Consider the following 24,135-nt stretch of genomic DNA (forward strand, 5'->3'; position numbering starts at 1 on the left):
AGCAAGGATTATGAACTACTGCCAGAGGTCAGTGAGGCAATGATTTATGGAGCTATGGTACGACTGATGCTCAGCCGTCTCACTTCTTAGTCTCAACTTTATAAATCAGCTCTTAGGTTATCTCTCCAACACAGCCAACAATCCCGAAGATGACAACGGGGTTTTTAACGGTAACTACTCAGGTTTGGCACAGTTAGTTTTTGGGACTAACCGATTTAAGGTTGGATTCACTTACATTCACGCCTATGATAATGGCGGCAATAATGCTCCCCGCTTTGCTATGGGTGGTACTGGCACTGGTCTTGCCAATTTGAATCCAGCGACGCTAGCTGCTGCGACTATAGGTGGTCTAACCCAAGCTCAGTTGAGCAGACCCGTTTCAAGCAACTCTTACGGGTTAGAGGCTTCCTTCCAATTAACCCCTCAATTTGTTCTAAATTGCTGGGTGGGCAAAACTGACGCTCGTTTGATTGGCTTAGGCGATGCAGACATTTGGAACTTTGCCCTTGGTCTTGCTGTACCAGATTTTGGCAAAAAAGGCAATTTGCTTGGCATTATCGCTGGAGCCGAACCAACTCTCAGAGGTTTAAATGTTCCTGGCCCAGAAAACTTCGAGCGTGATTTTGCCTATCACATTGAAGGTTTCTATAAGTATCAGATGACAAATAACATCTCAATTACTCCGGGCATTATCTGGCTGACATCTCCTAACCAAAACAGAGATAATGATGACATCATTATTGGTACGATTAGAACAACGTTTACCTTTTAATTAGCGGTCAGGGTGAGGATCGATAGTCACAACTGACAACTAATCACATAAACTAATCTAATCGCTTAATCGCCAACTTTGCTCTTGCCGATTCGGAGCGCAACTTGAAAGCCTCTAAATCGGCTTTATTTGTTGGGTTCCTAGCTAGCGGATTGTCAGGATTGCTTAACCTGTAGATTACCAAATCCTTACCTATCCCTAAACTGACACAACTAGCATTAGAGGAAATTATGTCGCCTACAAGACAATGTTGAGCTTGAGTTGGCAGTGTTTCATGTTTAATAATGATGGAGTTTCTCAAGCAGACTCCCTATAGCGTTCCGTTAATCCGGGATTGTTTCCCTTGAGTTCAGTTAGGTGTGAGGAGATTAGATGTCTAAAATTTTGTGGAATACTCTAAAATTAGGACCAGCGATCCTAGGTGCATCCTTATTAGTTTGCAGTAGCACGCTTGCCGCACAGACGCCTGAAACTCAAATGGCGAGCGAGCCGATAGCTGCCACTAACCAGGTGACTGATTTATTAAAACCAGCCGACCAATCCCAGCAAGCGCAGCAGACACCTGTTCAAGAACTGGCTGTTCAACCAGAAATTAGTTCTATTCCAGTTTTCACCAACGGCACGTCTGCCCAAGAAACGCCGGTTGCCGAAGCTGAATTACTGAGTCCGAAACCAGTTTTAGCAGATAACGCGATCGCGCAACCCACTGGTGATGCTGTCCCCACGAGCCAAAACAGCGAATTAGAACAAATCGACCAATACACCAATGAAGTCGGGACGACCGACTCAATGGATCAAGTCACCAACGTCTCGCAGTTGCAAGACGTAGAACCGACGGATTGGGCTTACGAAGCACTGCGGAGTCTGGTAGAACGCTATGGTTGTATCGCCGGGTATCCCGATGGTACCTTTCGCGGCAACCGGGCACTGTCGCGTTATGAATTTGCCGCCGGGATGAACGCCTGTTTGCTGCAAATCGAAAAACTGATTGCGGCAAGTTCGGCTGACTTTGTCACTAAAGAAGATTTAGCGACGCTACAGCGGCTAATTGATGAATTTGGGGCAGAATTAGCCACCTTAAGAACGCGAGTAGATAACTTAGAAGGTCGCACGGCCTTTCTGGAAAGCCATCAATTCTCTACAACGACTAAGCTGACTGGCGAAGTTATCTTTGCGCTTGCTGACGTTTTTGGTGAAGAAAGGGCTGGCGGGGGCGACATAGACGCTAACCTCATTTTTGCTGACCGTGCCCGTTTGAATTTTGACACTAGCTTCACGGGCAAAGACCGCCTGCGAACCCGCCTGCAAGCTAGAAACATCTTTCAATTTGATGCCGGTAGCTCGTCATCAACGAACCCAAGACCCAACATTACGGGTACCAGCATGACCCGCTTGGGATTTGACGGCAATAATGGGAATGATTTCGAAATCGACGACTTTTACTATCGTTTTCCCCTAGGCGATAAGCTCTTAATCCAAATTGATGCCGCCAACGTTGAATTCAATGACAACGTCTACACCTTCAACCCCAATTTCGAGAGTAGTGGAAGTGGCTCTATCTCCCGCTTTGGGCGTTTCAACCCCATCTACCGACTAGGTTCTGAGGGGACTGGGTTGACTGCGACCTACAACTTTAGCAAGGCATTAAACCTATCTTTAGGTTATCTAGCGCCTCGAGGCAACGATCCTTCAAACGGTTACGGGGAATTCAGTGGTGCCTATGCAGGTTTAGCTCAACTTGTTTTCCGTCCTAGTGACGCCCTGAATGTGGGTTTGGTTTACGCCCATACCTATGAGAACCAAGAAAAAGGCGTCAGCTTCATGTCGAGTACGGGTAGTAGATTTGCCAACCGGCCCTTCGGGAACATTGCGACTTCAGGCAATCACTACGGACTGAATGCAAGCTTCCGGCTTGGTTCTGCCATTACCCTCTCAGGCTGGGCAGGTTACTCAGTAGCTACAGCTGAAATTAGTCCGGTTGGTCTTGCAACTACAGGATCTAATGCAGATATTTGGAACTGGGCTGTAAGCTTAGCCTTCCCAGACTTGGGCAAAAAAGGGAACCTACTTGGTTTCGTATTTGGGATGCCGCCTAAAGTGACCGACAACGATGTCAGTAACAATGAAGATCGGGACACCTCATATCATGTAGAGGCTCTGTATCGCTATCGGCTGACTGACAACATTGAACTCACCCCAGGGTTGTTGGTGATTCTCAATCCCGAACACAACGATAACAACGACACACTCTACGTAGGAACGCTGCGAACAACCTTTAAGTTCTAAGCACCTATATTTCGGGTAGGGGCGGGGGATTCCTCGCCCGCTCGTCTCTGACCCAACAAACGGTAGATTTACGCGAATAAAAATGCTGTGTGCGATCGCTCCTATCTGAACTTAAGCGATCGCACTTTCTTGTGCAGATCCAAGCCTCCGAAACTGCTTCGTTCTGCGCTTTCCTGCTGCCAATCATTACCTTTGCTTAACCTGTAGATTACCAAAACCTTACCTTTACCTAAACTTGCAGAACTAGCATAAAGATCGGCAGGGGTAGCATTTTATTTTTGTAAATACGCTATCTTGTGGAGTTGGTTTTCATCTGCTCTAGTTCATCCCCACCTCCTGGCAGTAAATAAAACGACAATAACCGCCAGGAAGGAACATGCACCTAGCATTTTTGACAATTCTTCAGCGTCAGCTTTTTAAAGACTCAAAGATTCAGTATGTTTTCTCCAATGCATTCAACACGACGGGCTTTTCTAATTCCTGCGATCGCCCTCTCACTGAGCGTGACTGCCTGTCAGTCGCCAAACACAACTCCTTCCACCAGTCCAACGGCAGGAACCCCTGGTAGCGCCACTCCTGCCGCAGCAGGCGGTGGTGGCGGCGGCAACGTCAGCCTCACAGGTGCCGGTGCCAGTTTTCCAGCTCCTTTGTATCAGCGGTGGTTCTCTGAGTACAACAAGCAGAATCCCAACGTCCAAGTCAGCTATCAATCGGTTGGCAGCGGCGCTGGGGTGGAACAGTTCACTCAGGGAACCGTGGACTTTGGTGCCAGCGATACAGGCATGAAACAGGAGGAAATTACCAAGGTTGCCAAGGGTACCGTGTTATTACCCATGACAGCAGGCAGTATTGTTCTGGCTTACAATTTGCCTGATGTCAAAGGTCTTAAGCTACCGCGTGCGGTTTACACAGATATTTTCTTGGGCAAAATTAAGAAATGGAACGATCCCAGAATTGCCCAAGCCAATCCTGGGCTGAATTTACCAGACAGGGAGATTACTGTTATCCATCGCTCCGATGGTAGCGGTACTACAGCAGTCTTCACCAAACATCTGAGTGCGATTAGTCCGGCATGGAAAAGTGGCCCTGGCGACGGTAAAACTGTCAACTGGCCTGTCGGCGTGGGTGCCAAAGGCAACGAAGGCGTCACCGCTCAACTCCTGCAAAGTGATGGTGCCATCGGTTATGTCGAGTACGGCTACGCCAAGCAACAAAATATCCCTGTAGCGGCGCTGGAAAATAAAGCGGGCAAGTTTATCGAACCCTCCAGCGAAAGCGCGGCTAACACGCTAGCCGCAGTGACTCTGCCCGCAGACTTGCAAGTTTCTATCACCGACCCAACCGGCGAGAATTCTTACCCAATTGTCACCTATACCTGGGTCATGGCTTACAAGACCTATGAGAATCCTGACGAGGCAAAAGCCCTCAAGGATGTCTTGAAGTGGTCGTTAAACGAAGGACAAAAGTACAGTGAAGAGCTAGGATACGTGCCTCTTCCCCAGCCTGTTGTAGCCAAAGTTCAAGCAGCAGTGGATACCATCAAGCCGTAAGTTTCAGCGTTAGATATTGCCCGAATCGGCAAGAGGCTAATCCTTTCTGAACCAGAATGTTAGTCAAGTAGGCACTGCTTACCCTACTTGACTATGAAGACTTAACAATGAAGTTTTTGGGATTGGAGAGTGAGAATCTAGAACTTCCAATCCTGAATTCCCCTAGCACTATATCGCCTACAAAAGTAAAAATTTGGGAAAATTCAGAGATTCCCGGTAGACGTATACCTAGCTCTTGATATAAGATTAAAGGCTGTGACTTTTTGGCGAAACCAATGAACGCTCAGGAAATCATCCGCTCAATTGAAGCGGAGCATCTGAAAAAAGAGTTGCCCATTATCCATGTGGGCGACACCGTTAAGGTTGGGGTAATTATCCAGGAAGGCGGTAAAGAACGGACGCAGCCCTATGAAGGCGTCGTTATTGCCAAGGGCGGTAGCAGCATTAACTGTACGATTACCGTACGGCGGGTATTTCAGGGAGTAGGCGTTGAGCGGGTATTTCTGCTCCATTCTCCCCGAGTTGAAAGCATCAAGATTATTCGTCGGGGTAAGGTGCGTCGTGCTAAACTATACTATCTGCGCGATCGCGTCGGGAAAGCCACTCGCGTTAAACAACGCTTTGACCGTAGCCTGTAGTCCAATTTGGACAAGGCTATTCCCGATTGACGCCGCTAGGGGTTAAACTTAAATAGAGAAAAGTTCAGCCTCTCGCTCTCAAATCCACCTGTGCGCTCTTAGTTCAGTTGGTAGAACGCAGGTCTCCAAAACCTGATGTCGGGGGTTCAAGTCCTCCAGGGCGCGCTCTCATCACAAAACAGGACTGAGAACTGAAGAGTGTTCGCGAAGTAGCGCAACAGCGCTAACAGAGTGAAAACATAGAGGGACTCAGAACTTAGGCATCAAAGCTCTGCCCGAAAGCATTCCTGTGGTTGCATAGTCAGCCTCAAAAACGTTTACTTTCGGGTAGACTTGTGTTGTGTAGGTGGTTCATCAGTATTGCCTAAGTTCAGGTGCTAGACCCAACGATTGCATCGGTATCTGCGTGGATTGGCAGCACATTAGGCTGTACACAGCTAAAAGCGGTAGAAATGAACTGCTCAAGAGCTGTATTAACGGGAGAGATATTGTGGCAAAGAAAAACGAAGCCGAGAGCGAAGCAAAAACAACTGGGTTTAATATATCAACCTTTTTTCAGGAAACCAAAGACGAACTGAATAAAGTCGTCTGGCCCAGTCGGCAGCAATTGCTCAGCGAATCTGCTGCTGTGCTGTTAATGGTAACTCTTTCGGCAGTTTTAATTTATCTGGTTGATGGTTTCTTTGCTTGGGCAGCAAAGCAGGTGTTCGGATGAGTTTTGCAACCGACAATCCACAGGATTTCAATCAACTTGAAGACACGTCAGATGGCTCGGTAAAATCCCGCTGGTACGCCGTTCAGGTGGCATCTGGATGTGAAAAGCGTGTCAAGACAAACTTAGAACAGCGGATTCAAACTCTTGATGTTCGCGATCGCATTCTCCAGGTGGAAATTCCTCAAACTCGCACCCTGAAAATGCTCAAAGATGGCACTCGCAAGGAGTCGGAAGAAAAAGTCTTTCCCGGCTACGTGCTAGTCCGGATGCGGCTAACTCCTGGGGCAGATGGTGAATTGGAGATGGACGATGAAGCTTGGCAGGTTGTCAAGAACACCCCAAACGTGATTAACTTTGTCGGTGCAGAACAGAAACGCCGTTACGGACGGGGACGCGGACACGTTAAACCCTTGCCGCTGAGTTTTTCAGAAGTCGAACGTATCTTTAAACAAGCTACCGAGCAAGAGCCAGTGGTGAAAACTCATCTGGCTACAGGAGATAAAATTATTGTCCTTTCTGGTGCGTTTAAAGATTTTGAAGGCGAGGTCATTGAAGTCAGCCCAGAAAGAAGCAAGCTGAAGGCGTCACTATCCATTTTTGGACGCAATACGCCGGTAGAATTGGAGTTTAATCAGGTTCAGAAACAAAGCTAAATAGTTAAGATGGCAAAGAAAGTTGTTGCAATCATCAAGCTAGCTCTTAATGCGGGCAAAGCTAACCCTGCTCCGCCAGTGGGACCAGCACTCGGTCAGCACGGGGTCAATATCATGGCGTTCTGTAAAGAATACAACGCCAAAACAGCGGATCAAGCTGGGATGGTAATTCCGGCAGAAATCTCGGTCTATGAAGACCGCAGTTTTACCTTTGTTCTTAAAACACCACCAGCATCCGTTCTGATTCGTAAGGCAGCTGGCATTGAGCGAGGCTCCAACGAACCAAACCGGAAAAAAGTGGCGTCAATTTCAAAGGCACAGTTGCAAGAAATTGCTCAAACTAAAATGCCGGATCTCAATGCCAACGACATTGATGCGGCAATGAAAATTGTGGAAGGAACTGCCCGGAATATGGGCGTTACGATTAACGAATAGCGATTCTTTGATTCGCTAATTGCAAGCAAGCGGACAGCTGGCAACGTAAACCCAATCGGGGGAGAGATAATATCTCGTTAGTGACCCCAGGAGAAAAATATGACCAAGAAAGTATCCCGTAGGCTCCAAGAGCTGCAAAAGAAAGTCGAAGATCGACCCTACGAACCCACAGAGGCTCTCAACCTTTTAAAAGAGACAGCCACTGCTAAGTTTCCTGAATCTGCTGAGGCGCATATCCGCCTGGGAATCGATCCCAAATATACCGACCAACAGCTGCGAACAACCGTTGCTTTGCCCAAAGGAACTGGACAGACAATTCGAGTTGCCGTAATCGCCAGAGGGGAAAAGGTCCAAGAAGCCAGCAATGCCGGTGCTGATATTGCCGGTTCCGAAGAGCTGATTGACCAAATCCAAAAAGGCATGATGGATTTTGACCTGCTGCTGGCGACACCGGATATGATGCCCCAGGTAGCAAAACTGGGACGTTTGCTCGGTCCCCGTGGCTTGATGCCCAATCCCAAAGGTGGGACGGTGACGTTCGATCTAGTGCAGGCGATCGCTGAATTTAAAGCTGGTAAGTTAGAATTCAGAGCTGACCGTACTGGGATCGTCCACGTTTTGTTTGGCAAAGCTGCCTTCCCAACTCAAGACTTGCTCGTGAATCTTAAGGCGTTACAGGAAACGATTGACCGTAACCGTCCTTCTGGAGCCAAGGGTCGCTACTGGCGCACAGTGTACATATCTGCGACAATGGGGCCATCGATTGAAATTGACATCAACGCCCTGCGCGATTTAAAGCTGACTGAAGCTGCCTAAGATTCAGCCCTGTAGGGGCAAGGGTTTCCCACCCTTACAGGAGCAATCGATGAAGTAAACAACAGGAGCAAGATTTAAAGTTTTCAACCCAATTAACTGAATAGCACGCGCCGGAGACAGCAGGAGCTAATGGCTTAATTTCCTGCCTAGGTTTGCGACTTTACCGCATTAAGGTCAATCTTCTCGCCACACGCAACATGGCAGAAACTGCACCAAAAATGCGAACTCTGAAAAGGGTTCCTTGGGATATTGCGTAACCCCGGCTCAACCGCTGGGGTTTTTAATTGGGCTTTTTTAGGTTTGGCATTCTGCATTTTCTAAAGGAGGTGAAAGATACATGGGTAGAACGCCGGAAGATAAACGGGCGATGGTCGCTGAAATCAAAGAAACTTTAAATGTAGCTCAGCTGGCAATCGTCATCGATTACCAGGGGTTATCAGTTTCGGAGATTATGGACTTGCGGCGGCGGCTGCGTCCCAGCGGCACCGTTTGCAAGGTGAGCAAGAACAAGCTGATGGGAATTGCCATTGAGGGTGATTCCAACTGGCAACCGATGTCAGAGTTCCTTAAGGGTTCTTCTGCCTTCTTGCTAGTCAAGGATGATTTGAGCGGCGCAATTAAGGCTTACCAAGACTTCCAAAAAGCCACTAAGAAGACAGAACTTCGGGGTGGTGTGATGGAAGGTCGAGCTTTGAGCCAAGCTGACATCAAAGCGCTGGGAGATTTGCCTTCCAAGGAACAACTCATGGCGCAAATTGCTGGAGCTATCAATGGCTTGGCAACCAAGATTGCTGTGGCTATCAACGAAGTTCCAGCTTCGCTGGCAAGAGGACTACAAGCGGTCTCCGGGCAGCAGCAAGAAGGTGGCAACGGCGAAAGCGATGCAACTGCTACTGCCTCAGCGTCTGAGGAATAAATTGGCGGCTACAGGTACAAAGTCTGCCGATGAAGGCAGCTACCTAAACGCCTAAAGAATGGATTCGCGGCTACACAAACAAAGCCTGCCTAGGCAGGCTGTAACAAGAATAACGTTACTGGAGTTTTGAAATGTCTGCTACAACTGACCAAATTCTCGATCAACTAAAATCACTGACTCTGCTGGAAGCTTCTGAACTCGTTAAGCAGATTGAAGAGGCTTTCGGCGTTAGTGCTGCTGCCCCTGCTGGTGGAATGATGATGATGGCGGCTCCTGGTGCTGCTGCTGCTGCGGAACCAGTTGAAGAGCAAACTGCGTTTGACGTGATTCTGGAAGATGTCCCAGCTGATAAGAAGATTGCCATTCTTAAGGTAGTCCGCACCATCACGGGTCTGGGTCTGAAAGAAGCTAAGGACTTGGTAGAATCTACTCCCAAGCCAGTTAAAGAAGGCGCTGCCAAAGAAGAAGCTGCTGATATCAAGAAGCAGTTGGAAGAAGCTGGTGCGAAGGTAGCAGTTAAGTAAAAGGCTAATGGCTAATGGTTTTTTTCAATGAGCCATTAGCCATTCAGTAGGCGGGATTAATTATTTGTAGGATGGGTTAGCGATCGCGTAACTCATGCAGATTTGGGGTTTCCTTGCGTTTTTCCAGCTAACCTACGAAAATCTACGAAAATCTTCAATTTAATTGCATCCGCCTACTTAGCAAAAAATCACCGAATAGAAATGAAGTAATTTCCTGAAGCTAAACAGGAATTACGATTCAGGAGTCTAAAGAAGGCTCCTTTTTTTTTGAGGTGATTTTTTAGGTAATCTAATCCCTCTTTTGTTCCTAGGGGGAATTCCGGGCGACCATGCGATCGAAGACTAAACGAGACATTTTGGGAAAAATTGTCTTATTTTGGGCGTAGGCGGCATCGTCACCAAAGACTGTCAAAATATAAACGGTGCTACCATCTCTGGTTGCGACGAATGCCGCTTCTTGGCGCGAAAAAGAAGTCCAACCCGCCTTTGAGTAAAAATCAATATCCACATCAGACAAAGCCTCGCCAAAAAATTCCTGGATGGGGTTGAAGTCACCCCAGGTTTTTGACTCTTGCGTTCTCATTTCTGGGCGCAAATCTCTTCTTAGCCATCCGCACATTTTTTCGCTAGCGGCTGAGGAAACAGCCTGTCCAGTTCCACACATTTCGTACAAGAGCCTAGCTGCCTGATCGGTTGTTATCTTATTCCGAATGGGGTCTTTGGGAGCGCCTCGCATTTGCAAATCAATCTCTAGAGGCTCTGGAAGTCTTAGATAGGGAACTGGAAAAGTTTTTTGGCTAATATTAATGCCTTTGTAGCCTGCTCCTCTAAAAAATTGATTCACTTGTTGACGTTTATCTAGCCATATTTTAAACTCTTCATCATTTTCTATTTTCGATCTAGATTGCGTATCTGTTAACAGGTCAAGGATGAAGCTAGCTGCCTCGTTATCAGACTCCTTGATCATCTTGGACACATATAAAGAAAATGCACCTTCGTCTGCCCAAATCCCGTTTTCTATCTGAGCATAGAGAGCTACCATCCAAAACATTTTGATGACGCTAGCAGGATATCTCAATGTATCTTGTTTATATCCGGCAATTTCACCTGTTTTAACGTTGATTAAGGTAATAGATAAAGGCTTTATAGGTAAGTCTTTCTCGGTCGCCAATTTAACAACATCATCAACAATTTCTTCCAACTCCTGACTTTGTTTAAAGTTTGGCGGAGTCTTGACATTGTAGACAAGTTGTGAAGGATTGCGTCCGGGGAGGCGAGATGGAAGAGGTAATAATGCAGTTTTAGCCCAAGGGGGAAGTACCGGCAAGGTAGAATTTAGTTGCTCGGATACGACTGCTGGACGCTGAGTTACCAACCGATTTAACCTTAACCCACAAGTTGTAAAGATTGTAGCGGAGGCGATCGCTAAAGCCGCAAATCGCAGCCGTCGCACCCGTCTCTTGACTTGATGGGCACGAGCTGCACGTCTGGCTTTAAATTTGGCAATTTGTTGGGCACGTTTATTCGGTTTTGGTTGTGGTTGCTGACCCACGAGCTGCACCTTATGGTTTTTAAGTTTTCCTGATTTCTCGTTTTAAATAATTTTCAAGGAACTGCACGGGGAGTTATTGAATTTCTCTGATCGTTTTGTATTCAAGGATTTTCCATTTGCTGTCTACTGATTGCAAAGTGTATCGCACCAACCGAGTTTTGAAGTCAGTTTCGTTGGGGTCGATATTACCGTTTTTATAGAGAGTACGTTCTTCAGTTACCCTGATTTCGATAGTTGCGCGATCGCCATCTACGGTAAATTTTTCAATATCTCCAACTTTTTGAACGCCGTACTGGTAGTAAGCATTGTTATTCTCTAGCCAAGCCATTGAGCCGCCCTCTCCAACGGTATTCTCATAGAGTTGTCCCGTGGTCAGTTCGGCAGCAAGTTCGCGATTAAAGGGGGGAGCGAATATTTTTCGCTTGCTGTTTACCCACCGATTAATTAACGTGACGGCTTCTTGTTGAGCTTGCTGAGTATTTTCTAGATTGGGAGGTCGGTTCGTTAAAAAACTTGGTAACTTTCCAGTTTTGAATAAAATACCACCCAGAATTACTATCCCGATCGCACTGCCTAAAATCACAGCCTTCTGCCAATCTCTTGAATCGGAGATAGTTCTGGTGGCAACAGGTTGGGAGGATGACACCGCAGTGGTTTGTAAAGAAGCAACTTCAGGAGGGTAAGAAGGCACCGTGGATGGCTGATAGGTGTTTTCTGGAGGTGGAGAAACGACTAGCGGGGGAATGTAAGGAACCGTGGGGGGAATTGGAGAGACTGGAGTTTGTAAAGCATCGAGCATTTCTTGGACATTTTTATAGCGATCGCTCGGATGAGACTGAATCGCCTTATCCAGCACCGCTAGCAAACTGGCGCTAACATTCAAAGCATACTGACGCCACAGAATCTCGCCGCTGTCACGATCGATATTTAGGGATTGAGGAAGTTTGCCGGTTAATAGATAAATCGCCGTCAAACCCAAACTATACAAGTCACTCGAAAAAAGTGGGCGTCCGATTGCCTGTTCGCTGGGCATAAATCCAGGCGTCCCAATTACAATTGAGCTGATAGTACGCCCCTCAGAATTGACGATGGTGCCCATCGTTTCTTTCACCGCGCCGAAATCAATCAAGACGGGTTTGGTATCCCGTTTTCGCACAATCACGTTGGCTGGCTTAATATCTCGATGGACAATCCCCTTGTGATGCACGTAATCTAGGACAGGTAACAGATTTACCAAAATTTCCCGCACCGAATTCTCGCTGAGAGATCCCTGCTGTTGCACCATTTGAGCCAGCGTTTCCCCTTCAATCCATTCCTGAACTAGGTAGAATTGATCGCCAGCCGCAAAGTAAGCATACAGCCGGGGAATCTGGTGATTGCCTTCGCCCAACTCTTCTAAAATGGCGGCTTCGCGTTGGAATCGATCTTTAATTAGCTGGTAAACCTGGGGATTATTCGTCACCGGCTTGAGTAGCTTAATGACGCACCGGCGGCCCGAAGGCATATGGATATCTTCTGCTAGAAAGGTTTCGCCAAACCCTCCAGCGCCCAGCGTCTGAATTATGCGATAGCGATTGTCCAACAGCGTTGGCATCATTGGCCTTCACCGCGTAAGGTTTTCTTTAGAAGATAACATCAGGTATTCAGGACATTTCTAGCAGTTTCAGCAAAATTTACCAATAGTTAAAGAAGGATAAAGAAGGAGAAACCTCGGAAAGGTTTCATTTTCCTAAAAAAAGTTACCCACTTTTAGAGAATGCAATGACCACCCAGCCAGGGCAGCGGACTGTTATCAGCACCAATCCCTATTTGGTGCTAAATAATCAGGGGCAGATTTTACCACCCTTGGAACTGACAGCAGACCGACACATACTGGGACGCGATCGCGCTTTCGCCGATCTAATTGTTCCAGATGATTGGCGCGTCATCTCCGCTTGCCAAGCCGTCTTACATAGAGATGGGGATGACTATTACATTTATGACGGCGATGGACGCAAACCCAGTACCAATAAGTTGTTTGTAGATCACCGATTGATTACGCCCACAGAAGGCTATCGCCTGGAAAATGGCATTGAAATTCAAATTGGTCAAAATCCCCAGAATTTAATTCAGCTGAGGTATTTCAATCCCTCCAGCGCCAAAATGCTGACGCCACCGCGTCCCGTCTCGCTGAAAAATCGGTCGGTGGAAATCGGACGCGACGCCAATGCCACGATGCAGTTAGATTCGCCCATCGTTTCTCGGCGTCACGCCACGATTGATACGGACTCTCAGGGGCGCTACATCCTGCAAGATCGCAGTACCAACGGCGTTTTTATAAACGGGCAACGAGTCACGGGTTCTGCTGTCCTGTCACAGGGGACAACCATTCGCATTGGGTCATTTACCCTGGTGCTACGCGGCGACAATCTGGTGGTACTTGATCAGGGCAATCAAATTCGTCTGGATGCTGAGAATCTGGTCATCAAAGGGCGTCTGGATGGCGTTTCCCTGGCAATTGAACCAGGGCAATTTGTGGCTTTGGTGGGGGGAAGCGGAACGGGTAAATCCACGTTGCTGAAGACTTTATTGGGGATTGAGAAGACGGCTAAAGGTGCGGTGTATCTCAATGGCGACAATTTGCAGAAAAACTTTAATATGTACCGCACGCAAATTGGTTATGTGCCCCAAGATGATATTTTGCACCGAGATTTGACGGTGGTAGAGGTGCTGACTTATGCGGCGGCGCTGCGACTTCCGCCGGATACGGATGTGTCACAGGTGGTGCAAAAAACTCTAACTGATATTGAAATGTCCGATCGCCAAGATGCCTTAATCAAACATCTCAGCGGCGGTCAGCGCAAGCGAGTCAGCATTGGGGTAGAACTTTTAGCCGATCCAAAGCTGTTTTTCTTAGACGAACCGACTTCGGGACTCGACCCTGGTTTGGATAAGAAGATGATGCAGATGTTGCGGAGATTAGCGGATCAGGGACGCACGATTATTTTAGTCACTCATGCGACGGCGAATATCAAAATGTGCGATCGCGTTGCTTTTCTCGGTCGCGGCGGACGACTTTGCTACTATGGCATCCCGGAGGACGCGCTGAAATTTTTTGGAGTGACAACGGATAATTTTGCCGATATTTACACGCAACTGGATAAGGAGAAAGAAGAAGAAACGGAAGCCATCGTTCAACAATACGCGAATCAGTTTCGCCAATCGCCCGATTATCAACGCTACATTGCAAATTCCCTCGGTGCTGGCAGTCATACGCCACAAAACGCCAGTTCACCTCCCCAAAAAGCCAGTATCTCTCCGTGGAAGCAATTAGCTTTGCTGAGTGGGCGCTACTTGAAGATGATAAGACGCGATCGCATCTATCTCGCCTTATCTCTTCTAACTTCTCCCATCGGTATCGCCTTGATTCCCCTAGCAATTGGTGGGAAAAACCCTCTCATTCTTAGTAGCGAATCCGATCCTGCCCTTGCACCTTTAGCGCTGCGAGTATTATTTGTATTTACCTGCGCTGCGATTTGGGTCGGACTTTCCAGTTCTTTGCAAGAAATTGTCAAAGAATCTGCGATTTACCTGCGAGAAAGATTGGTCAATTTAGGGTTAATCCCTTATCTTGCTTCAAAAACATTTGTTCTTTCCGCGCTAGCCTTATTGCAAACCTTGCTGATTTCAGCAGTAATTCTGATTGGTTTCAAATCTCCGCAACCTGAATTGATACCTTGGTCTTTAGGATTTGCAGTAAATACCTTTTTGACGCTTGTTACTAGCATGAGTTTAGGCTTACTGGTTTCATCCCTTGCCAAAAATAGCAGGCAAGCGAATAGTGCTTTACCTTTACTTTTGCTACCTCAAATTATCTTTTCCGGGGTTTTATTTAAGATAGAAGGAATTGCCAGTAAAATTTCCTGGTTGATGTTAAGTCGGTGGTCGATTGGTGGTTACGGTTCTTTGGTCAATGTCAATGCAATGGTTCCCGATCCGATATTTTTACCGAATGGTACGCTTGCGCCGATGCCGTTTGATAAAACGCCTATTTACGATCCAACGTGGCAGAATTTAGGGTTAAATTGGGGAATTTTGTTGCTGCACGCGGTAGTCTATTTAACAATCAATTTTTGGGTACAAAAGCGGAAGGATATATTTTAATCCTTAACCCGTTCAAACGCTAGCGATTTAAATCGCCCAGCTTAAGCAAAAATCAACTAAAGTAGACTGAAAAATACTATTTGTAAACAATGTCGCTACAAGCATTTGTTATATTTTGCTGTCGCTTTAACCAAGCAGAAATAATTAGAATTCTCCCAAAGTTAACGATGAAAATATTTAACATTTCCTGGCAGCAGACGGATTGTGTTCGTGCAAATCTGCATCCCAAATACTGATGTAAATAACATCACAATCTTGGCGGACAATCATACCTTTTAAAGAGCCTTGAGTAAAAGTGTAAGAACTCCTCCGACGCTGTTGCACCTGTTTTAGTCCCTGTTTAGTATAATTGTTGGCTCCACCTGTTAATAATCCGTCTAAAGTCGTCTCCACAACTTGAGGATCTACTGTTGGGTAAAAGGAGGCTTCAGTTTGGCGAAGACGACCGGAATTCCGATCGAATAAGTAGCCAAGATCGATCTGATTTGGCACTAAGTTATAGACGACAGCGCGGGTTCTCCAAGCACCACTCACATCTCTATTTGGAGTGCCGAGGGATGCTTGGATAGTGCTTCTTGATGTACCGACGGGAAATGTGGGAACGCTCGAAACTGGACGATTTGGATTCGGGTTATTGTTTTGGGGTACGGGTGCAGGTTCGGGAGTTCGCACAGGTTCAGGCGATCGCGCGGGTTCTGGTGTTGCAGATTGAACAGGTGCTGGTTCGGGAGTTCGCGCTGGTTCGGGTTCGGGCGATCGCTCCGATCTTGGTGTCGGAGATTCAGCAATAACCGGCGGAGGCGTCGCTTCGTCCTGTCTTGTCGGTGAATCAGGTGATGGAGAGGGCGATGTCTCCAGAGGCCGATTTCTTTCAGGGGTGCGTTCTGTTTCTCTGGCGGTTGGTTCTGATGTTGGTGAAGAGGACGCGACGGGAGACGGTGATTCGGGTGATTTGCTGAAAAATCGGGTAAGACCGACAATAGCACCCACCAAGGTCAATCCACCCAAAATGCCGATTAGCAAAGGATTCCATCGCCGTCCTTGACCAACTACAGGCGCAGGGTTTGGAGGGGTATGCGGCAAATTGACGGGCGCAGGCGAAACGTTCCTCCCACCACCCGGAGACACCGCAACGGTTGCCATATTAGACACTCCAGCACCCCCAGCAGAAGCCACCGTTGGAGTTGCACCCGATTGTAAAGCATCGAGCATTTCTCTGGAAGTGGAATAGCGATCGCGCGGATGCGACTGAATCGCCTTATCCAAGACAGCAACAAAACCCGGACTAACATTCGCTGCGGACTGATGCCACAAAATCTCCCCCGTTCGCGGATCGGTTGGTAAATCTTGCGGTAGTTTCCCCGTGAGTAGATAAATCGCCGTCAGCGCCAAACTATATATGTCGCTGGCGAAGACGGGTTGCCCGACTCCCTGTTCCGGCGGCATAAATCCCGGCGTGCCAATTACAATCGAGGCGGGAGCATTCCCTGGATGCACCGCCGCACCCATACTTTCCTTAACGGCACCAAAATCAATCAATACCGGCTTCCCATCCCGTTGCCGGATAATAATATTGTCCGGTTTGATATCCCGGTGAATGATGCCCTTGCTGTGGATATAATCCAAGACAGGCAGCAGACTGACAAGTATCTCCTTAACTTGACTTTCAGGCACTAACCCCTGAGTTTGCACCTTTTTGGTCAGGGTTTTCCCTTCAATCAATTCCTGCACCAGGTGAAACTGCCCAGCTTCCGAAAAGTAGGCGTACAACTTGGGAATTTGATCGCTACCTTCACCCATCGCCTCTAAAATAGCCGCTTCCCGTTGGAATCGATCTTGCGCCATCTGGAACATCTGGGGATTGTTTGCCATTGGCTTGAGCTGTTTAATTACGCAGCGACGCCGTGACGGCATATGAGTATCTTCTGCCAGAAAGGTGTTACCAAATCCACCACTTCCCAGCGTCTGGATAATGCGATAGCGATTGTTCAACAGGTGTGGATTCATGGGATGTTAGGGCGGTCGGGGTTACTTGGTGCAAGGATTGTAGAAGACTTGCGATTATGGCGTCCTTACTTTAGGTCTAGTAAGCCACTTTCTTTTAACTTTGGATTAAAGCGGAGTTCCTCTTGAACCCCACGAGTTTTGAGCTGTTGAAAAATTTCTTCTTCAACGCGCCTTGCTACATTTTTTAACAGCTTCCCTTGCCCGACTTCATCCATCGCTGGACTTGTAAACTTAGTTTGTTCCTCAGCGGTCATGGCTCGTTTTGCATCAATCGGATCGTTCCATGCAGCTTGTTCGGAACCATTACCGGGAGGGACGGCACCATTTTCTTCAATCCAGGCATTCCGAATGCTCTCTAGCAGGGTACGGTTTGGGCGATCGCTAGTATGTGCTTTTAGCCAATAGCAGCGTTCGTGTTGACGTACTAAATGTTGCTTGAGACTGAGATTGATATCGCGGGAATAGTTGATCAGTTGCAGCACTTTCTCTCGATCGAATATTGCGTATACGCCAATTTTTCCCTGAAATTTCTCTGGTAAATGTCCGGTTTCGTCGAGGTAAGGGATATATTCTAGGCTGGCAAGAGATGGAATATCGCTTTCAGAAGTCATCGGTATTTTTTGAGTTATTTATTTGACTTTTTGATAATCTCACAGAGGTGGCTTGAACAAATTCCGGAAAAAAATATTGCTCTTGAATTTATCCCTAAATTTAGATTTAGGCTTAAGCTCAGAGGTTCTTCCTTTAGGTGTCATCTTACTGCCAAAAAAGCGCTAAAAATAATTAACCTTATCTCTACACTTCTGCGCTCACGCTTCACAAGCTTAGTGAAGGATAATGCACCTTCACTATCTTAAAGCGTCTGGAGCAGCGAACGTTGCCGCGCTAACAAGAATTAAATGATACAGTTGCTCTATCCGGCAGAAGATTGGAATTATTAGAATAAATAGTAAGTATGGCTACCAGGGAGATTGGCAGAATTGAATACGCAAGGCAAATGGATCTGTGATGGTGTACCGAAAAACAACAATCAACAGTACCCAAGCAATGAAGCCCATCCACCCCAGGAAAATCACGGGCCAGACTGTATTGTTTGCGGCTTGCCTAGAGAGGCAATGAATCCTCAGAAAAGCCAGAAAACGGTCATCTCTAAGCCGCCCGGTTCTAAGCCTTCACTTCTGCTGCCAATCCTGATTCTGCTGGGGATTCTGGCGGCACTGGCGGGGGGATTTGGCTTGTATAAACTGACACAGGGAAATAAACAACCGGCAATCGTTGCGTCTCCTGAGACTCAATCTCCCACCGCTAGCGACAATGCACCCACGGAAACTGCCGATCCGCAAGCGATCGCAAGCGATACCGCTAATAATGCCGAGTTGATCAGTCAAGGCGAGAAAATCCTGTTAAAGGATGCAACAAATTCCCAAAAAACAGCCGCCGCAGTCGCGTTTGCCCAGAAAAATTGGGAGGAAGCGATCGCGCAATATCAACAAGCGGTTAGCGTCAACCCCAACGATCCCGAAAGCAAAATTTACCTGAATAACGCCAAAGCCAAAAAAGCCGGAAATCCTCTGACAATGGCAGTCGTAGTCCCCATCACCCCCAGTCCGGACACGGCGAAGGAAGTTCTCCGGGGTGTGGGACAAGCACAAGACGAGTTTAACCAGTCTCCGGCGACACCCGGACGCTTATTAGAAGTCGTGATTGTCAACGATGTTGACCCGGTAAAAGCGGTTTCCTTGGCGCAAGACCTTACCAAGTCACCGAATATTTTAGGCGTTTTGGGACATGGGGTAGATAATGGCTCTCAGCAAGCGATTGCCATGTACGAACAAGCTGGATTAACCGTCCTTTCTCCCATCAGCACTAGCATTACTCCCGGTTCTGGCGGTCAGTCTACCTTGCAAACCATCCCCCTCGCCAAAAAAGCCAACGAGTTGCTGGGTACTTATCTGCAAACCGTCGGCACCACCTTAGCAAAATATACCGCTGCAAAGTCCTCCGCGCCGTCTGTGGTGGTTTTTTATAACGCCGATAGTCCTTACAGTCAGCAATTAAAGCAGCAGTTCACCACCGCTTTATCTAAAGTAAATGGCAAAGTTGTTAAGGAAGTAGATGTCACGGGTGCCAACTTCAATGCTGCTACTGAGATTCAGAATGCAACTGCGGCGGGGGCGAAAATTGGTTTCTTGGCACTCAGTAAGAATAAAGTAGATCGAGCCGTTGCGATTGCCAAAGCCAATCCCACAGGGACGCAAGGGTTACAGTTAATTGGCGGAGATGAACTGTATAACCCAACAATTCTCACTTCTGGCGGCGACGCGATTAAAGGCATTGTGCTGGCAGTTCCCTGGAGTTCTCAACCGAACGATCCCTTCGCTAACCAAGCTGCCACGATTTGGAAAGGACGTGTCAGTTGGCGCACCGCTACCGCTTATGATGCGACGAAAGCTTTAACGTCTGCTTTTAGCCAAAATCCTTCTCGGTCAGGCGTATCTCAACTGCTGAATCAAGGAGTGCCCATTAGCGGCACTGCTACCGATTTTAATGTTCTCAATGAAGTTCCGCTTGTGCAAGCCGCGCCTGGTTCTAATGGCCCGCCGGGATCTAAGTATGAATTTAACCCGATTTAGAAGAGAACGAACCGCCAAGGACGCAGAGGACGCAGAGGGAAGGGAGGAGAGAGAGGAGAGAGGAGTTTTTGGGTTGATTGCAGTCCGGAGTTGGTAGTTGAAGGACTGTAGTTTATAGTTTGTTTTTGCTTGTCATGAGTCGTTGTTAATGACTCATGATTCATGACCAATTTACAACAGGGTTCTAAGTGAGTCGTTCTCGTCGCGGTTTGTGGTTGTATCCGTTATTCCAGATTCCGTTGATGTTGCTGGGAGCGTGTATAGTCGTGACGGCACTCATCTGGCTGTTAGGATTAGGTAGGCCGCCAGTAGCAGTTGCGATCGCTCTCGACCTCAGCAGCAGCACTTACAGTACGGAGTTTAACGCCCCAGGTACAGTTATGTATCAGGAAGTCGCAGCGGTGCGGTCGTATTTGCAACAAAACGCCCAGCAGTTGAGAAACAAAAACCAGATACAGGTTTTGGGATTTGGGGGAGTTGTGCGATCGCTTACGGGTGATTTTAAAACAGACAGTCAACAAGTGGACGCCGAATTAACTCAAGCTTTGGCAAATCCCGATCTCCCTCAACTGGTCGCGAACAATACGACAGATATTAACTTAGCAATTCAAAAAGGTACGGAAGCACTCGGCACTATTGGGCAAAAGCGCTGTCGAGAATTACTGTTAGTTACCGATGGCGGTGCTAACGTGTCACCAGCCATCATCACCGATGCCAGGAATCGTAAAGTTAGAATTAATACAGTTGTGATAGGGGAAGGCTCTCCAGAATTGCAAGCCGCAGCTTTAGCTACTGGCGGTATTTATCTGTCTGGCGAACAGAATAATCTAGAAATGCTCTTCACCGACACATTTTTTACCCGTTTCAACAGTAACCTTAAATGGCTTATTCTGGGGCTAGGGGCGACATGGATTGCTTTAATGTGGACGCTAATTTTACCCCTGGATCGGTGGTTATTTCAAGGTTTAATTGGTTTTAATCGGTCACTTTCTGGTCAATTATCCTTAAGTAATGCTCTATTTTGGAGTGTTTTGACACCTTTAATTGTTTGGCAGCTATTTAATTTATTGGATATCGTTGTTAAATGTTAGGTGAGATTTTTAAAACCCAGAGGTACGCAAATAAAATCTTCTCTTTGCGTACCTCTGCGCTTACCTTTGCGCTCCTTTGCGTTAAAAATTCTAAAATATAGCTACTAGGAGAAAATCTTATGGCAGTAGAAGAGAAAAGCATGGTTCCCACTGTATTAGTGGGTATCGGAGGCACCGGGCATGAAGTGTTGTCACGAGTACGCCGCTTAGTAGAAGAAACTTATGGCAGTTTGCAAAATTTCCCCCTAATCAGCTTTTTAATTATTGATACAGATAGAGAGTACAAAGTCAATAATCCTGCCGCCGCTGGTTCTCCCTTCAAAGACAACGAAAAATATTGGGCAAGTGTTGCTGGTAGTGAAGTCAAAAAAATTATGTCGGATATGGGAAACTATCCCTGGATAGAGAGTTGGTTTCCTACCGAATTAGAGCGAAATATTGGGGCAATTGAAGTTGGTGCAGGACAAATTCGCAGTTATGGGCGATTTGCTTTTTATTGCAATTACCACAAACTTCAAAGACGGTTTAATGAAGCTGCTGATGCCGTCAAAGGACACGAAACCTTTATGCGCGATCGCTATGGCATTAAGGTAGATACGACGAGTTTAAATGTCTTTGTAACGGGTTCTCTATCCGGCGGGACTGGTAGCGGAATGCTGATTGATATCGGCTATTGTGTCCGCCATTGGTTGCGGGGACAAGCGAGTCCGATGGTGACGGCGATTGTGCCGATGCCGACGGCTTTCGCCAGTATCAATGTCGGCGATCGCGTTCTCGCTAACGGTTACGCTGCTTTGATGGAATTGAGCTATTTTTCTGACTATAGAACTGAATATATTGCCCAATTTAGCAGCGGTTTGGTGGACGAAATTCGCAGTAAATCTGCGCCTTTTGATTTTACTTATTTGGTTGGAACAAAAAATGGGGAGAGTGAATTTACTCTCGACCAAATTCGGGAGATGATTTCCCAAAACATTTTCCTTGATCTAACTTCTGATTTTGCGCCTTATAAACGTTCGATTCGAGATAATATTAAAGGAGCTTGGGCGCAGGCAGATCCTGGGGGACGCGGTTATCCTAAAAATTTCATGAGTTTTGGGTTATCTACGGTAGAAATTCCAATAGCTCAAATTCGCACTTATTTATCAGATAGACTTGCCGCTGATTTTATTCGCTGGTGGCTGAATGAATCGGTACAGTTGCCACCGAATGTATTAGAGATGGTGCAAAGTGACCTGAAACGGATGCGCCTTACAGAAGGGGAACTGATTGCAGATTTATCTGCGGCTGGTGACAGGTCATATATCACCGAAATCTCCGCTTGGGTAAACTCTATCCGCAATGAAATTGCTACGGATAATAAGTTGCAATGTACCCAGCAAGGCGTAAATATTGTTGGTTCAGAAAAGGGCAAGATTCTCCAGTTTTTAGACTATCTCCAGCCAAAAGTTGAAGAATATAAAGCCAATCATTTGCGGAAATTAAGTCCGGACGAGCGATTGCACGGTGACTTCTTGCAAAAGATGTACGATAACCGCAACCGCATCGTACAACAAGGACGAAAAGCGTTAGACGAAGAGTTTTATCGGATTATTGAGGATCGCACGAGAGGGCCAAAATTTGCCGATGCTTTCGTGACGGCGGTGCGCCAAATTTTTGAAAATGCCGCCGAAAAGTTCCGCCGGGAATCAGAAAAAGTTTGGCAACCCAAGGAAACCGAACGACAGAGAGATTACGAAAAGGCGCTGCAAGATATTACTGAGTTTAAGAATAAGTTTGCCCTTACCAAGCACGCAGATATGGAAAAATCCTGCGAGTTAGCGCTAACCGGGTTAGAAGGTAGCTTGGTAGCAACCATTCAAACTCAAGCAAGATATTTAGGTTTAGAAGTCATTACCAGAATGCTAGAACATCTGGATGAATTAAACCGCCGTTTGGCACGCTTAAATCAAAAATTGAAGCAAACCCGCGATAATTTTCAACAAAAAGCGGATCGACAAGCGGATAGTGCTGATGCTTTGATTGTGAATGGGATTAAGCTGTATAACCGCGAAGAACTCAATGAATTATATCGAGATTTAATTGAGCAACAAGCGGGTGCTAGCGAAGGTTCTAAGAGTCGCTACGAGTTGGGAATTGATGGGATTTGTAGCAATTTGTCAGTACAGGTTCTCGCAGAAGCAAGTCCGCTGTGGAAGCGTAACCGTGCGGCGGGTGAGGTAATGCGGCTGTTCGATCTGCCGAATTTGGCAGATGTGCAGGAGAATGACTTTAAAGAAATTATTGGCGATCGCGCTAAATTGGTCGTGATGAATGCGCCGGAAAGTAGCCGCTTGAAGCGAGAATTGGCAGCTTGCGATCGCTTATTCAAAGTCTTCAACAACGACGAAGCCGAAATCCGCAACCGCATCGGCACGGCCTACAGCAAATCGAAGCCGCTGATTTTACTCTCTGACGCCGTTCTCAAACGTCAAGACGCAGGCTTTACCCCCGCACTCAATGCCAAAGTCGCCCTGGTTGGCGGACGCAACAGCAGCGATCCAGCGGCAATTAAGCTCATCCCGATTCTGCGGGAGAGAGTTGGCAGTAACGAAGGGATTACACCGCTGGGAGAAGCTGAACGTCACCGGATTGTCTTTGTACAAGAAATTGGTGGTTTCTCTCTGCGTTGCATTGAGGGAATGCCGGAGTTGCAGCAATCTTATCAAGATTGGAAAGGACAATCCATTCAGGCAAAACGGGCGCAACTTAAAGGCGAAAGCAAAGAACCGCCGATTCCCGTTCACATTCAAAAAGAACCGCCGTTTTGGGATATCTTTCCAGAAAATCCAGATATTTTCCGCCTCGTTGTACAAGCAAGGGCGTTACAAGTTTTGCGAATAGAAGAAAATCGCTTAACCAAAGAAAAGGTAATTCGTTATACCCGACAAACCGTAATTGGTTTGGAAAACGTTGATATCGCTTCTAGTTGGGAAGAAGCGGTGCAAGTGCTGCAAGTGTTGGCGTGTCGCCCGGATCAAGAAGAAATTCAGCGTCAGGTGACGGCAAAATTAACCCAAGCTGACACGGTGCAGAAAAAACAAGCTCTGTATCACCAACTGAAAGTATATCTGGATCGGCGTGCCGTCGAACTAGAAAAAGAAGGCGCAACCGATAGCCTAAATTACAAGCGCGAAGCAAGAGTCATTCAGGAGATGATTGAAGTTTACAAGCTTTATTCACCGGGTACTCAACCTGTTGATTCTCCTGTTGCAACTCAGCCAATTGGAGTCGCGTCAAATCATTCTCCGGCTCTAGAGACTCGTACTCACGTTTTCTGTACTAACTGTGGAAATCAGAACCCAGCGAACTCAAAGTTCTGTTCTAAATGCGGCACTAAATTAGTGCAACTGAGCTAACATCAA

18 protein-coding genes, 1 tRNA gene, 1 pseudogene and 1 other annotated feature are annotated in these 24,135 nt (G+C 47.0%); of the genes and pseudogenes, 16 read left to right on the plus strand and 4 right to left on the minus strand.

Features of this window, described 5'->3' with window-relative positions:
• From NC997_RS01520 to rplL, 12 genes and pseudogenes are all read left to right on the plus strand, one after another.
• A pseudogene (locus NC997_RS01520) lies at positions 1-90 on the plus strand (IS5/IS1182 family transposase); the annotation flags it as partial.
• 10 nt (positions 91-100) lie between these two features.
• A complete protein-coding gene (locus NC997_RS01525) occupies positions 101-772 on the plus strand; it encodes an iron uptake porin (protein WP_190529583.1) in 672 nt (223 codons plus the stop codon).
• A 372-nt stretch (positions 773-1,144) separates the two neighbouring features.
• Positions 1,145-3,058 (plus strand): iron uptake porin, encoded by a 1,914-nt coding sequence (locus NC997_RS01530; protein WP_190529281.1) that lies wholly within the window; start codon positions 1,145-1,147, stop codon positions 3,056-3,058.
• Between the two features lie 449 nt (positions 3,059-3,507).
• Positions 3,508-4,608, plus strand: coding sequence for a phosphate ABC transporter substrate-binding protein PstS (pstS, locus tag NC997_RS01535; protein ID WP_348257753.1), 1,101 nt, complete (start codon positions 3,508-3,510; stop codon positions 4,606-4,608).
• A gap of 275 nt (positions 4,609-4,883) precedes the next feature.
• Complete coding sequence (gene rplS / locus NC997_RS01540; protein ID WP_190415198.1) at positions 4,884-5,246, plus strand: 50S ribosomal protein L19; 363 nt, start codon at positions 4,884-4,886, stop codon at positions 5,244-5,246.
• 92 nt (positions 5,247-5,338) lie between these two features.
• Positions 5,339-5,411: transfer RNA gene (locus NC997_RS01545), tRNA-Trp, on the plus strand.
• A 325-nt stretch (positions 5,412-5,736) separates the two neighbouring features.
• Entirely contained in the window at positions 5,737-5,961 is a 225-nt protein-coding gene (gene secE / locus NC997_RS01550; protein ID WP_190415197.1) for a preprotein translocase subunit SecE, read from the plus strand.
• Positions 5,958-6,614, plus strand: coding sequence for a transcription termination/antitermination protein NusG (gene nusG, locus NC997_RS01555; protein ID WP_190415196.1), 657 nt, complete (start codon positions 5,958-5,960; stop codon positions 6,612-6,614). Before secE ends, nusG begins: the two co-directional genes overlap by 4 nt.
• A 9-nt stretch (positions 6,615-6,623) precedes the next feature.
• A complete protein-coding gene (gene rplK, locus NC997_RS01560; RefSeq protein ID WP_190415195.1) occupies positions 6,624-7,049 on the plus strand; it encodes a 50S ribosomal protein L11 in 426 nt (141 codons plus the stop codon).
• 99 nt (positions 7,050-7,148) lie between these two features.
• The gene (rplA, locus tag NC997_RS01565) at positions 7,149-7,865 is read left to right on the plus strand and encodes a 50S ribosomal protein L1 (RefSeq protein WP_190529285.1); all 717 of its coding nucleotides are present in this window, start codon (positions 7,149-7,151) and stop codon (positions 7,863-7,865) included.
• 92 nt (positions 7,866-7,957) lie between these two features.
• Positions 7,958-8,157: a sequence feature (ribosomal protein L10 leader region), on the plus strand.
• Positions 8,158-8,202: 45 nt separating this feature from the next.
• Positions 8,203-8,781: a 50S ribosomal protein L10 gene (rplJ, locus tag NC997_RS01570; RefSeq protein WP_190529287.1), complete on the plus strand. Its 579-nt coding sequence runs from the start codon at positions 8,203-8,205 to the stop codon at positions 8,779-8,781.
• A 131-nt stretch (positions 8,782-8,912) separates the two neighbouring features.
• The gene (rplL, locus tag NC997_RS01575) at positions 8,913-9,305 is read left to right on the plus strand and encodes a 50S ribosomal protein L7/L12 (protein ID WP_190415192.1); all 393 of its coding nucleotides are present in this window, start codon (positions 8,913-8,915) and stop codon (positions 9,303-9,305) included.
• 307 nt (positions 9,306-9,612) lie between these two features.
• Here the strand turns inward: rplL and NC997_RS01580 are convergent, their stop codons facing one another.
• Both NC997_RS01580 and NC997_RS01585 read right to left on the minus strand, forming a co-directional pair.
• The gene (locus tag NC997_RS01580; RefSeq protein WP_190529290.1) at positions 9,613-10,857 is read right to left on the minus strand and encodes a serine hydrolase; all 1,245 of its coding nucleotides are present in this window, start codon (positions 10,855-10,857) and stop codon (positions 9,613-9,615) included.
• Positions 10,858-10,930: 73 nt separating this feature from the next.
• Entirely contained in the window at positions 10,931-12,451 is a 1,521-nt protein-coding gene (locus NC997_RS01585) for an IMS domain-containing protein (RefSeq protein ID WP_190529585.1), read from the minus strand.
• 167 nt (positions 12,452-12,618) lie between these two features.
• Between NC997_RS01585 and NC997_RS01590 the strand changes: the two genes are divergently transcribed.
• Positions 12,619-15,000, plus strand: coding sequence for an ATP-binding cassette domain-containing protein (locus tag NC997_RS01590; protein WP_190529292.1), 2,382 nt, complete (start codon positions 12,619-12,621; stop codon positions 14,998-15,000).
• 177 nt (positions 15,001-15,177) lie between these two features.
• Here the strand turns inward: NC997_RS01590 and NC997_RS01595 are convergent, their stop codons facing one another.
• Both NC997_RS01595 and NC997_RS01600 read right to left on the minus strand, forming a co-directional pair.
• Positions 15,178-17,007 (minus strand): protein kinase, encoded by a 1,830-nt coding sequence (locus tag NC997_RS01595; RefSeq protein ID WP_190529294.1) that lies wholly within the window; start codon positions 17,005-17,007, stop codon positions 15,178-15,180.
• A 65-nt stretch (positions 17,008-17,072) separates the two neighbouring features.
• Positions 17,073-17,618, minus strand: a complete 546-nt coding sequence (locus tag NC997_RS01600) for a GIY-YIG nuclease family protein (RefSeq protein WP_190529296.1) — start codon at positions 17,616-17,618, stop codon at positions 17,073-17,075.
• A gap of 369 nt (positions 17,619-17,987) precedes the next feature.
• Between NC997_RS01600 and NC997_RS01605 the strand changes: the two genes are divergently transcribed.
• From NC997_RS01605 to NC997_RS01615, 3 genes are all read left to right on the plus strand, one after another.
• Complete coding sequence (locus NC997_RS01605) at positions 17,988-19,640, plus strand: ABC transporter substrate-binding protein (protein ID WP_190529587.1); 1,653 nt, start codon at positions 17,988-17,990, stop codon at positions 19,638-19,640.
• Positions 19,641-19,828: 188 nt separating this feature from the next.
• On the plus strand, positions 19,829-20,731 hold the full coding sequence (locus NC997_RS01610; RefSeq protein ID WP_190529298.1) for a VWA domain-containing protein: 903 nt from the start codon (positions 19,829-19,831) through the stop codon (positions 20,729-20,731).
• Positions 20,732-20,850: 119 nt separating this feature from the next.
• Positions 20,851-24,129, plus strand: a complete 3,279-nt coding sequence (locus NC997_RS01615; protein ID WP_190529300.1) for a tubulin-like doman-containing protein — start codon at positions 20,851-20,853, stop codon at positions 24,127-24,129.
• Positions 24,130-24,135 lie beyond the last annotated feature (6 nt).

Source organism: Trichocoleus sp. DQ-A2, from assembly GCF_039961915.1.
In the GTDB taxonomy this organism is placed as follows: domain Bacteria; phylum Cyanobacteriota; class Cyanobacteriia; order Cyanobacteriales; family FACHB-T130; genus FACHB-T130.

Coding starts and splice junctions, on each gene's coding strand:
- NC997_RS01615 (WP_190529300.1), top strand. CDS start 20,851: ATGGCAGTAGAAGAGAAAAGCATGGTTCCCACTGTATTAGTGGGTATC.
- pstS (WP_348257753.1), top strand. CDS start 3,508: ATGCATTCAACACGACGGGCTTTTCTAATTCCTGCGATCGCCCTCTCA.
- NC997_RS01590 (WP_190529292.1), top strand. CDS start 12,619: ATGACCACCCAGCCAGGGCAGCGGACTGTTATCAGCACCAATCCCTAT.
- rplJ (WP_190529287.1), top strand. CDS start 8,203: ATGGGTAGAACGCCGGAAGATAAACGGGCGATGGTCGCTGAAATCAAA.
- NC997_RS01595 (WP_190529294.1), bottom strand. CDS start 17,007: ATGAATCCACACCTGTTGAACAATCGCTATCGCATTATCCAGACGCTG.
- NC997_RS01600 (WP_190529296.1), bottom strand. CDS start 17,618: ATGACTTCTGAAAGCGATATTCCATCTCTTGCCAGCCTAGAATATATC.
- rplS (WP_190415198.1), top strand. CDS start 4,884: ATGAACGCTCAGGAAATCATCCGCTCAATTGAAGCGGAGCATCTGAAA.
- rplL (WP_190415192.1), top strand. CDS start 8,913: ATGTCTGCTACAACTGACCAAATTCTCGATCAACTAAAATCACTGACT.
- NC997_RS01530 (WP_190529281.1), top strand. CDS start 1,145: ATGTCTAAAATTTTGTGGAATACTCTAAAATTAGGACCAGCGATCCTA.
- NC997_RS01585 (WP_190529585.1), bottom strand. CDS start 12,451: ATGCCAACGCTGTTGGACAATCGCTATCGCATAATTCAGACGCTGGGC.
- nusG (WP_190415196.1), top strand. CDS start 5,958: ATGAGTTTTGCAACCGACAATCCACAGGATTTCAATCAACTTGAAGAC.
- rplK (WP_190415195.1), top strand. CDS start 6,624: ATGGCAAAGAAAGTTGTTGCAATCATCAAGCTAGCTCTTAATGCGGGC.
- rplA (WP_190529285.1), top strand. CDS start 7,149: ATGACCAAGAAAGTATCCCGTAGGCTCCAAGAGCTGCAAAAGAAAGTC.